The sequence below is a fragment of the Ruegeria sp. AF1 genome (genome assembly GCF_056542125.1).
On sequence record NZ_JBQFZG010000001.1, the window covers coordinates 258,801 to 271,091 of the forward strand.

At 56.7% G+C, this 12,291-nt stretch carries 14 protein-coding genes and 1 other RNA gene; 7 read left to right on the forward strand and 8 right to left on the reverse strand.

Annotation, left to right across the window (positions count from 1 at the left end; all coding sequences use genetic code 11):
* Window positions 1–120 precede the first annotated feature (120 nt).
* Window positions 121–684: a hypothetical protein gene (locus ACR0BK_RS01220; protein WP_480472633.1), complete on the forward strand. Its 564-nt coding sequence runs from the start codon at window positions 121–123 to the stop codon at window positions 682–684.
* Between the two features lie 27 nt (window positions 685–711).
* On the opposite strand, the gene ACR0BK_RS01225 is transcribed toward ACR0BK_RS01220, so the two are convergent.
* The 8 genes from ACR0BK_RS01225 to ACR0BK_RS01260 form a co-directional block, all read right to left on the reverse strand.
* The gene (locus tag ACR0BK_RS01225; RefSeq protein WP_480472635.1) at window positions 712–1,173 is read right to left on the reverse strand and encodes an SspB family protein; all 462 of its coding nucleotides are present in this window, start codon (window positions 1,171–1,173) and stop codon (window positions 712–714) included.
* Window positions 1,174–1,249: 76 nt separating this feature from the next.
* A complete protein-coding gene (chrA, locus tag ACR0BK_RS01230; RefSeq protein ID WP_480553436.1) occupies window positions 1,250–2,503 on the reverse strand; it encodes a chromate efflux transporter in 1,254 nt (417 codons plus the stop codon).
* Window positions 2,500–3,315 (reverse strand): chromate resistance protein ChrB domain-containing protein, encoded by an 816-nt coding sequence (locus ACR0BK_RS01235; protein ID WP_480516947.1) that lies wholly within the window; start codon window positions 3,313–3,315, stop codon window positions 2,500–2,502. Before ACR0BK_RS01235 ends, chrA begins: the two co-directional genes overlap by 4 nt.
* Window positions 3,316–3,446: 131 nt before the next feature.
* Window positions 3,447–3,878, reverse strand: coding sequence for an ester cyclase (locus ACR0BK_RS01240; protein ID WP_480472641.1), 432 nt, complete (start codon window positions 3,876–3,878; stop codon window positions 3,447–3,449).
* 99 nt (window positions 3,879–3,977) lie between these two features.
* Window positions 3,978–4,324: a transfer-messenger RNA gene (gene ssrA / locus ACR0BK_RS01245) on the reverse strand.
* A 217-nt stretch (window positions 4,325–4,541) separates the two neighbouring features.
* Window positions 4,542–5,192, reverse strand: coding sequence for a hypothetical protein (locus ACR0BK_RS01250; protein WP_480472643.1), 651 nt, complete (start codon window positions 5,190–5,192; stop codon window positions 4,542–4,544).
* Between the two features lie 13 nt (window positions 5,193–5,205).
* Entirely contained in the window at window positions 5,206–6,606 is a 1,401-nt protein-coding gene (locus ACR0BK_RS01255) for a selenium-binding protein SBP56-related protein (RefSeq protein ID WP_480553438.1), read from the reverse strand.
* A 117-nt stretch (window positions 6,607–6,723) separates the two neighbouring features.
* On the reverse strand, window positions 6,724–7,455 hold the full coding sequence (locus ACR0BK_RS01260) for a FadR/GntR family transcriptional regulator (protein ID WP_480472647.1): 732 nt from the start codon (window positions 7,453–7,455) through the stop codon (window positions 6,724–6,726).
* 115 nt (window positions 7,456–7,570) lie between these two features.
* Between ACR0BK_RS01260 and ACR0BK_RS01265 the strand changes: the two genes are divergently transcribed.
* The 6 genes from ACR0BK_RS01265 to frr all read left to right on the forward strand — a co-directional run bounded on the left by ACR0BK_RS01265 (window position 7,571) and on the right by frr (window position 12,283).
* The gene (locus ACR0BK_RS01265; RefSeq protein ID WP_480517738.1) at window positions 7,571–8,335 is read left to right on the forward strand and encodes a DUF2182 domain-containing protein; all 765 of its coding nucleotides are present in this window, start codon (window positions 7,571–7,573) and stop codon (window positions 8,333–8,335) included.
* A 4-nt stretch (window positions 8,336–8,339) separates the two neighbouring features.
* Window positions 8,340–9,044 (forward strand): DUF1326 domain-containing protein, encoded by a 705-nt coding sequence (locus ACR0BK_RS01270; protein WP_480553439.1) that lies wholly within the window; start codon window positions 8,340–8,342, stop codon window positions 9,042–9,044.
* 153 nt (window positions 9,045–9,197) lie between these two features.
* Window positions 9,198–9,332, forward strand: a complete 135-nt coding sequence (locus ACR0BK_RS01275; RefSeq protein WP_480553441.1) for a DinB family protein — start codon at window positions 9,198–9,200, stop codon at window positions 9,330–9,332.
* Window positions 9,333–10,436, forward strand: coding sequence for a dimethylsulfoniopropionate demethylase (locus ACR0BK_RS01280; RefSeq protein WP_480516953.1), 1,104 nt, complete (start codon window positions 9,333–9,335; stop codon window positions 10,434–10,436).
* 106 nt (window positions 10,437–10,542) lie between these two features.
* Window positions 10,543–11,538, forward strand: a complete 996-nt coding sequence (gene acuI, locus ACR0BK_RS01285; protein ID WP_480553443.1) for an acryloyl-CoA reductase — start codon at window positions 10,543–10,545, stop codon at window positions 11,536–11,538.
* Between the two features lie 181 nt (window positions 11,539–11,719).
* Window positions 11,720–12,283 carry a ribosome recycling factor gene (frr, locus tag ACR0BK_RS01290; protein ID WP_480472657.1) on the forward strand — a complete coding sequence of 188 codons (564 nt, stop codon included), beginning with the start codon at window positions 11,720–11,722 and terminating at the stop codon, window positions 12,281–12,283.
* Window positions 12,284–12,291: the final 8 nt, after the last annotated feature.

Sequence of the window (12,291 nt, forward strand, 5' to 3'; positions counted from 1 at the left end):
CAAGGGCGTCAAAGGTATAGGCGCGGGGTGCGTCACTTTTATTGTTATCGTCGGGGAATGTGCCATTGTGCGCGGCCCCCTCTCAGCTACAATAGGTTAGTAGCCGCCTTGGAGGACAAGATGTCGAATTTCCATCGCATTACGCTTGAAAAAGCGATCGTGTTATTTGCTGTCTGTGCTTTGTGGCTGTCCGTTTTGGGCGCATCTGCGCGCGCCGCGGACATTACCCCGTTCCTGGGGGATTATGTGGGCTCGGCAAATGTCGTGGATGCGGACGGAACCTCAACCCCGCGGGATATGAGCGTTTCAATTTTCGAGACCAAAAACGGGTTCAACGTCAGCTGGCAAACCACCACCTACAAGCTAGACGGGCGGGTAAAAGAACAGCAGTTCTCGATTGACTTCGTGCCCTCGGACCGCCCGGATGTGTTCTCGGCCGCGATGAAACGCAATGTGTTCGGTCATGAGGTTCCGCTGGACCCGATGAAAGGTGAACCCTTCGTATGGGGACGTATCGTTGGCGACACACTGACCGTGTTTTCGTTGTTCATCGACGTGGACGGCGGATATGAATTGCAGCAGTTCGACCGAACACTAGCCGAAGACGGGCTGAACCTGTCATTTTCACGCTTCATAGACGGCCAGAAATCCCGATCAGTCGAAACATTTCTGATGAAACGCTGAACCCCGCGCCGGGCGAGGCTCAAAGGCTTATTTGCGGAAGCTGTCCAGCGACACGACATCGGCGTCGTGATGTGCCTCTTCTTCCTCTTCGACCTCGATCAAGTCATCTGCAACATAATCGTCATCATCTTCGTCGTCCGGGCTTTCGAACCGCAGTCCAAATTCCACCGATGGATCGACAAAGGTCTTGATCGCGCCATAAGGAATATAGAGCGGTTCCGGCGCGTCCCCGAAATTGAGAGTAATGGCGAACCCGTTCTCTCCGACTTCGAGGTTTTCAAACCAGTGCTGCATGACGATTGTCATTTCTTCCGGATACCGGTCGCGCAGCCAATCCGCGATGTCCACGCCATCTTCGCGTGTGTCGAAGGTAATGAAAAAGTGATGCGCTCCGGGCAGACCGGATTTCGATACATCCGTCAGCACAGTCTTGATAAGCCCGCGCATGGCGGTGTGCATCAGGTTGCCATAGTCGATGCCTTGCGACATGTGTCATCCTCAAAAGTGGTTAAGCTCAGCATAGGGGTTTTGTTCGGAAACGAAAGGGCAGGTATGATCGGATTGATCAGATATTATGCGCAGCCAGCCCTGCCATTGACATCAGAACCAGCACCGTACCGATCCCCAATTTTAGTCTAAATATCAATATTCCAGCAATAAAGGTTAACGCAAGCGCCGGGATATCGAGCGAGGACAGTCGGGGCACGGGTATTGCCGCCGGACCCAAATTCATATCTGGCACCGATTCGAAAAGAACATTCAGGGCAAACCACACGGAAAGGTTGAGAATCACTCCGACAACAGCGGCGGTGATGCCGTGAAGGGCGGCAGACAGGCGCGGACGCGTGGCCAGACGGTCAAGATAGGGGGCCGTCAGGAAAATCCACAAAAAGCAGGGCACGAACGTTGCCCATAGTGCGACAGCGCCCGCAGCAAGCGCCAGTGAGAATCCACCGTTGATCTGCCCCGCCAGCATGGCGACGAACTGCGTAACCAGTATCAATGGTCCGGGGGTGGTTTCCGCCAGCCCCAATCCGTCGATCATCTGGTCTGCACTGATCCAGTGGTACCGATCCACAACGGTTTGCGACATATAGGCCAGAACGGCATAGGCACCACCAAAGGTCACAACGGCCAGACGGGCAAAGAACCACCCCAAATCGCTGAGCAATTGATGCCCGCTGAGTGTCAATGCAACAAGCGGCCCGAGCCAAAGCGGCAACCAGATCGCTATCGTCCGGGCCGAGCGGGCAAGGTGCGGCGTGTCCTGAGCCGTGGCTGCCTCAGCGGGTCCTTGATGACGCAAATACCCCCACAGGGCCGCGATCAGAATGATCAGCGGGAAGGGCAGGTTGAACAGAAAGATCGACAGAAACGACAGGCCCGCGATGACACGATGTTCCATATCCGTCAGCGCCTTACCTGACAGCTTGCGCAGGGCTTGCAGGACGATCACGATGACGGTCGCCTTGATGCCGGTAAATGCGGATTGCACCAGTGGAACGTCGCCAAATGCTGAATAAAGCGCGACTAGAACAGCAATCACAAACGCCCCTGGCAAAACGAACAGGCTGCCCGCAATCAGCCCGCCCACGACACCGCGCAAGCGCCAGCCAGCATAGGTTGCCAATTGCATTGCCTCTGGACCGGGCAGCAACATGCACAAGGAAAGCGCGCGCAGATAGGTCTGTTCATCCAGCCAGGGCCTGCGCTCGACCAGTTCTTGATGCATCAGCGAGATCTGGGCGGCGGGGCCGCCAAATGACAACAGGCCGATCCGTCCGAATACCTTGAAAAGGTCCAGTGCCGAAGGTCTCATGCGCCATGACCCGATGGCCAGTCATGCTTTTCATCAAACCCGTCGCGTGCCCAGCGGAACAGAGCATCATAAAGGTGCAATCCGGCTTCAAGTTGAGCATGGTCATCGCGATACTGGCGGGACAAACCTACCGAGAACGCCAGCAACCCAGCGGCTTCCGGGGCCAGATCATGCTGGTCGGTATCCGCAGCGCGAATGATCCGGGCCATACGCTCAAGCGCCTCGGTTCGCAGGTCAAATGCCCGGATCATCGTGTCAAATGTGCAGCCGCTGTCCTGATGCGTCCAAAATGTACTCGGAACGTCAAAGGGGGTGGCATCAAAATGATCAACGACTCCCTGAACTTCTTCCGACGCGACGAAAAGGAACCGTGCCTTGCGGTCAACAAACCGGCGGATCAGCCAGGGGCAGGCGATGCGGTCAATTTTGGGTCTTTGGCGCGTAACCCACAATGTGCTGCCATTAACGCGCGCCGGTAATACCGACTGGGGGATCAACGGCGCCTCACGCTGTTCGTGCCACCCTTCAAACCCACCTTCCAGATGTTCGGCGTTTTTGCCCGCCCCTCGTAGCCAGGACGCTACCCCCTGACTGAGCTTTTTGCCCTTGTGGCAGATTATTACACAAGGGTCGTTACCAATCAGACGACTCATCGCGTCGATTTCCGTGTGCGGACAGCGAATTGATCCCGGAATCAGCCGCGGATCCTTACTGAAATCCGCATCAGTGCGTATATCGATCAGAACAGGCGCCTGAGGCGTTCCGATTAACCGGCTCAATTGGGTCGGTGTAATGGCGTTAAGAGCAGCCATAGCATGTCTCCTTTAGTCATTCGGATCCATGCGAAGCTTGGGCTGACGCCTCACGGGGTGTTCGCAAGCTGACCCCCTGAGTCAGTGCTACCGCGCAAGAACATAGGGGGTCAAGATTGCGGTTTGAACCGTCAGGACCAGTCGAGCCGCTGACCGGTCATGCACACGGGAAGGGTATCGGCGGGAAACTGACCCATCTCTTCAAAAAACGAGATGAAATCGAAATGATTATACGCTTCGACCATCTTATTGTCTTTGAACCGGGCCATGACCTGACCGGTCACCTCCAAAGGGGCACCGTTATCGGCCCGGCACGTCTGCACATGCAGGATTGCGGATACCCAATCGCCATTCTCGATGATCTTGGGCAAATCCACCTTGATATCCCCTAAGACATGACGAAACGCCGTGACGAGGTCCCGAAAATCGTCCGCACCCACCTGCATTTCGGGGATCAGCCCCTCGGCCATGGTTTCGGGTGCAAAGAACTGATCGATCGCCTCGGTGTTTCCGTTTTCCCAAACCTCAGAATACCAGGATCTGAGTATCTCTGAATTCGTCATCCCAACGCTCCTGTCCAACTGCGAACACGATGGCAAAAAGGAATGAACAAACTCTGAATCTGCGCAAAGGCGGCATAAATATCAGACATATTGGGGGGAAGTGCAGGTTTCTGTTGCCAGGTACCTGCGAACCCCGCCTTACGCGGCTAGGCGCAAGGACTTAAGTTTCGGTCTTGTTACTGCTTACGCAGCAACTGCAACCGGAGCACGATTGTCGTTTGCAATTGTACTGTTTTCGCCGGTAACGGTGGCAGACAGCCGAGACAAAGCTTACCCCTTTAGACGTTCGTCGATCCTGTTTCGGCCCCATGATCCTCAAACGAAGGATTTTGGTGGAGCCGCCGGGTACCGCCCCCGGGTCCGATCCGCTTATTACGAGCGCGTTTATGTCCATAGTCCCGAAGGACATCTCATATATAGGTGAGGTGAGCGGCGGATGCAAACCCGGATTGCACATCTTTGTTGTCTTTAATTACAGAGCGTTACGTGACCCTATTGAAGTTTCCAGCGATCAACCATATCACCAGCACCCGTTCGATTCCACCGAAAGTAGCTGCCTTCAAGAAAGGCGGGTTATCCAGCGCCAATGGCAGGAACTGGTCTAGCGCGGCACCGGCATTGATTACGCCCAAGGACAGTGTGTTCCGGCTCAAAGGAAAGCGATCAAACCGCCGACCACAGCCCCAAAAGACCAACCAAAACAAGGCTCAGCGCCCAGATGAGTTCAAGGTTGAACCAGCTGCGGGACAGGAAACGCAGCCCCAGCCAACGATAAACGGCGAAGGCCAGAAACCCTCCGCCCAGAACCATGGCGGCGGTATGCAAGGCCGCAACTCCCAGAACCAGCAGACCGTTTGTTGTCATGATTTTGGAAATCGCCTGATGACCGGCATCCAGTTCATCCAGCTGGCACAGGCCCAGATAGATCGGAACCAGCATAAGGGCGGCCCCGTGCGCAAGAGCCACGAGAAACGACCACAGAGCCAGTTTGCTGGGTGGTATACGCGACAGAAAACGGGGATGGCGGCGGGTGATTGCAATGTAAAGCCCCATCGCGATGACAATCAACGCAGCCCAGATGCGGATTTCCTTTTGATAATCGACCAGAACGGCCATCAGCGCAAAGGGCAGAAGGACACCCAGCATGGCAACGAAATGCCCACCGGCCAAGGCCGCCAGTGCGCGCCACAGGGCGGATTGGCGCTGCTCCATCAGGGCAGAGGAAACCGCCAGCGGCCAGCCCATCCCGGGGTTCAGCCCGTGATACGCGCCGCTCAGAACAACGGCCAGCCAAAGGCCAGCCGTTGATGTCATCAGGGTTTCCAATTCAGACCGAGGGGTAACAGAAACTGTCGGTTGAACAATCTCCGCCCTCCAGCCGGATTTGGTGGCTGCGATATCCTTTGGGGAAATCGACCCAGAATTTCGGGTCCAAAACCAGCCCGCCATTCTCGCCCACATCCGCCTTGACCATGGCCGCGCCGCCTTCTTCGGGATAGAACTGATCGTCCCACGTGGAATAAAGCGAATTGGTCCAATAGACGCGTTTACCATCGCGGCTGATCTCGACCATTTGCGGCCCATAGCCAAAAGTCTGACCGTTCGGATGTTTGGTCTTTTTGACAATCCCTCCGATTTCGACCTTCCCGGCAAGGGTCGGGTTCATCGGATCGGACACATCATATTGATGCATCTCGCCGGTGCCCCAGCAGGCGACATAGAGGTATTTGTCATCCAGACTCAGGTCGATATCGGTGACCAGTGGTGGTACGGCGGCAAACCCCTTGAGAAGATCAGGAAGATCATCTGGATCAGCGGGTTGCGGGTCGATGGTGATCGTTTTCTTGGCTTCGAACGTGCCGTCGTCATTGCGCCACCACGTAAAGATTGCGCCTTGAAGGTTGGTGGTATCAACGACAACGCCGCAGAACCCGTATTGTTTGACCGGGTCATGCGCGGGCCGGATTTCCAACGCCATCTGGTGGTTTTCGCCCAGATCGATGGTCTGAATATTGGTCCGGTTGCGCAGATTCCAGAAATGGATGCGATGACCGTATTTGTTCGAAAGCAGATCCTCTGCCACCAGCCCGTTTTCAAATTGTGGAGGAAGGCCCCATTCGGAACTGACCATGTAATCGCGCGGCAGATTCCACCAGAAATCATAATGCTTGTCCTGCACGCCGCGCTCGATCTCATAGCGCCCGATGATCTCGAAGCTTTCACAATCCATGATGAAAATACCCGGAGGACCATCCGTGCCGTCCTCGCCGCCGCCGCCCAGCGTGCTGACATAGATGCCTTCCGGCCCGCAATGGATCGTGTGCGGTCGTGAATACCCAGTTTTATCAAAGACTTCCTCGGGTTCGATGATCTTGTGAATCTTCGCCTCAAGCGGGTTCTTTACATCGATGATGTATATCCGGCTGGAACGGATACCGGGGATGATCAGATAGCGACGTTCCAGAAACGCATGACCGCTGAGCGGTGACAGCGATGAGGAACAGGCATTCCAACCGAAATGGTGAAACTCGTCGCCTTTTTCGGGCATGATCACCTGATGCACGATCTTCCCGAAATCGGCCGAGGATGGATCGACATTCACAACTGCCAGCCCGTCAGGTTGCGAAAAATCGGGGCTGAGCATCAGCGTGAAAGCAAGCGTTTCAGCAGGGCCTTCCATTGCCAGCTTGGCTGACGGATAAAAGGTTGGGTCCGGTCTTTTGTTCATAACGTCCTCCCGTAAATCATTGTCATTCAATTCATATTGAGAGTTCCGGTCTTGACGCCGGATGACATTCTGCCTGCTCGTACCTTTGCCTTTGAAAGGTTGTTTCCGTTTAAGCCCTCAGGCCGGTTTCCGTTTGCGTTCGGCCACATCGTGGGCCAGTTGCTGTGTGTAATGTTCCAGATCGACCAGCGCGGCGTCGACGGTATCTGCGTCTCTGGCCTCAAGCGCGTCTGCAATTCTGGTGTGCAATGCGATGATTTCTTCGCGCGAACGTGCCGTGAAGGTAATCATGTTCATCAAAGGCTGCATCGCCTCGACCGCGCCAGCCAGTTGATAGGACAGGACCGGGTTGTCGGCCCCGTCCACCAGGGCCCTGTGGAACGTCACGTCTGAGGCACAAAATGCCTCATCCGTCAGGCCGGGTTGGGACTGGCGAAAGATTTCCGCCCGCATCGTGGCAAGCTGATCCGCCGTTCGTCTTTGGGCAGACAGGGGGGCACAGGCGCGCTCCAGCGCATAGCGGGCTTCGCAGGCGGTATCAAAGCTGACCGCGTTCATCGACAGCAGCAGGGTCGAGGTTGTGATCTGCTGCGAATAGGCATCTTCGAAACTCAGGCGGTTCACGAACGCACCTCCGGTAGCGCCACGCTGCGTGCGGATCAGGGACTGCGCCGCCAGTCGTTTCAAAGCCTCACGCACCGTTGGGCGCGAGACCTGAAATTGCTCGGAAAGTTCCGCTTCCGAGGGCAGGCGCGCATCCACGATCAACTCGCCTGAAACAATCGCGTCCCGGATGGCTTGCGCAATCTGGGCAGACAGGTCGGCGGTTTTCCGAGGCGCGGTTTTCATGTTCAGAAGACCCTGAGCAAATTTTTATTTGTCTGACATTTAAAAGTCTGACATTTGAAAAGCAAGAGAGTTGAGTCGGGAGGCCGAAGTGAGTCGTACTTGGCTGCGCAGCGGAATGTGGCTGGGCTTTTATGTCCTGATCCTGTGGGCGTGGTGGGTCATGTTCGCGATGGGCCGCGACATGGACCTTGACCTGATTGGTCGTCCGGGGCCCATGGGGCAGGCGATGGCTGCGATGGACCCGCGCATGGATATGTACATGCCGATGGCCGAGTTTGGCACGCTGTTCTGGATGTGGGCGATCATGATGGCGGCCATGATGCTGCCGACACTTGTGCCAACCCTGCGCAGCTATGACGACCTGATCCGCGGTGCCAATGGCACCCGTGCCGGTTGGCTGGGTGTACTTGCAGGGTATTCGTTGGTTTGGGTCGGGTTTGCGGCTGTGATCGCGGGAACGCAGCGGGCCCTGCTGTTTGGTGGCGTGATTGATATGCTGGGCATTGCCAGGTCCGGCTGGGTTGCGGGCGGGTTGATGATCGTAGTTGGCGCGTTTCAGTTCTCGCGCGCCAAAGAGGTCTGCCATGGTGTGTGCCACGCCCCTATGGCCTATTTCCTGGGCCATTGGAGAACTGGATTTGCGGGCGGCGTCCGCATGGGGCTGGACCTTGGTGCCTTCTGCGTCGGATGCTGCTGGGGTTTCATGGCGCTTGGTTTTGTGGGCGGTGTCATGAGCCTTTTGTGGATGGGTCTTGCGACCCTATTCATGGTTTTGGAGAAACTTCCCCAGATCGGTCATGCTGTAACCCGACCGGTGGGATTTGTATTGATTGCGGGCGGTCTTGTCCTGCTCGTTTACCCTATTAACTACGGAGGATAAGCCAATGGCAAAGAACAGAAAACCGGATGCCGACCGGTTGCCCGTCAGCCAGCGTATCGACAGCCGGATGCCCAATCCCAAACGTCGCGAGATGAGCCCGACGGACTGGGCCATCAAGGGGGAGTTGATCCTGAACTGCTCGTGCGATGTGTTCTGTCCCTGCGTCGTTTCACTGGGCGCGCACCCTCCGACCGAAGGGCATTGTCATGCCTGGATGGGTATTGTCGTTGATGAGGGCCATTACGAGGGCGAGGATCTGTCGGGTCTGAACGTCGGCCTGCTGGTCGATATTCCCGGCCGGATGGGCGAAGGCCAGTGGAAAGTGGCGGCTTACGTAGATGAGCGCGCCAGCGGCAAAGCCTATAACGGGCTGCTGCAAATCTTCAGCGGGCAGGCGGGCGGTACCACCGGTCTGTTCACCATGCTCGTCAGCGAAATCATCGGGGCCGAACGGGCGCCTGTTCAGATCGAGCGTGACGGCACCAAGCGCCGCATCATGATCGGCCGCAAGATTCAGGGTGAGATCGAGATGCTGGCGGGCAAAGACCCCGAACATCCCGTGATGGTTTCAAACTCAAAATACTGGATGGGTCCTGACATCATCGTGGCCCGCGGCACCAAGTCGAAAGTGCGCGACTACGGGCGCGTTTGGGATTTTGGCGGCAAGTCCGCTGAAATCTGTCCGATTGATTGGCACGGGCCCAAGTGATGATCTCAGGCGCACTTGCGCAAGAGATGGCGCGGTAAAATCACTGGCAAAACTCGCAGTTGGCCGAGTTTCTGCAATAGTTGTCGCATCAGAAACTGTCTGTTGCTTGGGCCAATCAAAAGGTGCTTAGTCGTAAAAGAGGTCGACATCACAATGTCTTACGAAAACTGTGTCATCCATTTCTTCAACCATCAGACCCACCACCGGGATCAATTGCACAAAATGCTGACCGAAGTTGGTTCGCAAACGCCCGTCAGCGACATCGTCTTTATGGCCGAGGAGGTTTGAATGCCGCAGATTTCCGCCTCTCGCCGCTTGCGGCGCACACCGTTTTCAGAAGGAGTCGAGGCCGCAGGGGTCAAGGGATACACGGTTTACAACCGCATGCTGTTACCCACGGTCTTCGACAGCATCGAAGCCGATTACCGGCATCTGAAATCCCATGTGCAGGTCTGGGATGTCGCATGCGAGCGGCAGATCGAGCTGCGCGGACCGGACGCCGCGCGCTTGATGCAGATGCTGACCCCGCGCGATTTACGGGGGATGTTGCCGGGGCAATGTTTCTATGTCCCCATCGTGGACGAAACCGGAGGCATGCTGAATGACCCGGTTGCGGTAAAACTGTCCGAAGACCGCTGGTGGATTTCAATCGCTGACAGCGACCTGTTGTTGTGGGTCAAGGGAATCGCCGTTGGATATCGTCTGGATGTGCTGGTGGACGAACCGGATGTGTCACCTCTTGCTGTTCAGGGTCCCAAAGCCGACGACCTGATGGCGCGTGTCTTTGGCGACCGGGTGCGCGACATCCGGTTCTTCAAATTCGATATGTTCCAGTTTGAAGGTCGCGATCTGGCTGTGGCGCGATCGGGCTATTCCAAACAAGGCGGGTTCGAGATTTATGTGGAAGGCAGCGATATCGGCATGCCCCTGTGGAACGCCCTGTTTGCAGCAGGGGAAGATTTGCAGGTGCGCGCCGGATGCCCGAACGTGATCGAACGGATTGAAGGTGGTCTGCTGTCTTATGGCAATGACATGACCGACGACAACACCCCGCATGAGTGCGGTTTGGGCAAGTTCTGCAACACACATACCGCGATTGGCTGTATCGGTCGGGACGCGTTGCTGCGTGTGGCCAAGGAAGGGCCTGTTCAGCAAATCCGCCCCGTCGCCATTGCCGGCGATCCTGTACCGGGCTGCGACCGCCCATGGGGCCTTTACGCGGACGGCAAGCGTGTGGGGCAGGTGACCTCGGCCGCGTGGTCACCCGATTTCAACACCAACGTCGCCATTGGCATGGTACGCCTGAGCCATTGGGATGCGGGAACGGAGCTGGACGTAGAAACACCAGATGGAATGCGCCGCGCGACCGTGCAGCCGCATTTCTGGATTTAAAGGGGGGTTTTGGGGGCGCTGCCCCCGTCGCTGCGCGACTCCCCCGGGATATTTGGGGCCAGGTGAAACAACGGGCCGGTTACAGAAACACGAAAGGAATTGAGAGATGTTCAATGCACTTGTGATGGACAAGGACGAAGAAAGCGGTTTGGCGAGCGCGTCGGTCAGGCAACTCACGCTGGATGATCTGCCGCATGGCGACGTCACGGTCGCGGTTGAATATTCCACAGTGAACTACAAGGACGGTCTGTGTCTGTCCCCCAAGGGGGGCGGTTTGGTGCGGGCGTATCCGCATGTCCCCGGAATTGATTATGCCGGTACTGTCGAGGCATCGACCGATGCGCGTTACAAGCCGGGTGACAAGGTTGTTCTGACCGGGTGGCGGGTAGGCGAGGCGCATTGGGGTGGTTATTCGCAGAAAGCCAGTGCCAAGGCGGACTGGCTGGTTCCTCTGCCGGATGGGCTTGATACCCGGCAGGCGATGGCTGTTGGTACCGCCGGGTTTACCGCGATGCTGGCCGTGATGGCGTTGGAGGATCACGGGCTGACCCCCGATCGCGGCCCGGTTCTGGTAACCGGGGCGGCCGGTGGTGTCGGGTCGGTGGCCACTGCCATTCTGGGTCATCTCGGCTATCAGGTGGCTGCCGTGACCGGGCGACCCGAAACCGGAGATTATCTGAAATCGCTGGGTGCAACGACAATAGTGCCCCGCGATGAGCTGAATGAGACTACCAAGCGCCCGTTGGAAAGTGAAACCTGGGCGGGTTGCGTGGATGCCGTGGGCGGTGCGATGCTGGCGCGTGTGCTTGGGCAAATGAAATACGGCTGCTCGGTCGCGGCCGTGGGTCTGGCGGGCGGTGCGGCGTTGCCTGCAACGGTGATTCCTTTCCTGCTGCGCGGTGTGAACCTTCTTGGCATCGACAGTGTCATGCAACCCTATGAAAACCGGGTTCGTGCCTGGCAAAGGATCGCCACCGACCTGCCCATGGACAAGCTCGAGTCGATGGTTCAACCGGCGGCCTTGTCTGATCTTCCGCAACTGGGTGCCGATATCCTGAAAGGGCAGGTCAAAGGGCGCGTTGTTGTCGATTTGAATGCCTGAGCGCAGATGACAGCCTAAACCCGATACGATGCCGTGTCGGGTTTTGCGAAGGTGCGTTTGGTACAAATTGATCGCAACACCTCTGGCCATTGGTACAAAACCGCCTCATGATTGCTATACATCCCAAATGTGATGGCGTAAGACCCATCCAAAGAGTACCTGAATACGGGGAGTGAGCAGCATGTCTGACGACTTCGAACTGGACACCGATGACCTGAAACGCCGCATGGATGGCGCAATGGCCAATCTGAGAACCGAATTTGCCTCGCTGAGAACCGGGCGCGCATCGGCTTCGATGCTTGAGCCTATTATGGTAGACGCTTACGGCTCGACGACACCGATCAACCAGGTGGGCACCGTCAACGTCCCAGAGCCGCGCATGGTCACTATAAATGTGTGGGATAAGTCATTGGTAGGAAAGGTTGAAAAGGCCATTCGCGAAAGCGGATTGGGCATCAACCCGCAGCTGAACGGCACAATCATAATGCTGCCGATTCCCGAGTTGAACGAAGAGCGTCGCCGTGAACTGGGCAAGGTCGCTGGCCAATATGCGGAAAGCGCCCGGATCGCGATCCGCAATGTGCGCCGGGACGGCATGGATCAGATCAAGAAGGCAAAAGCGGACGGTATGTCTGAAGACGACCAGAAGCTGTGGGAAAGCGAAGTGCAGGATCTGACGGATGCGATGATCAAGGCTGTAGATGCGGCGCTTGAAACCAAGCAAACTGAAATCATGCAGGTCTGATCTGGTCT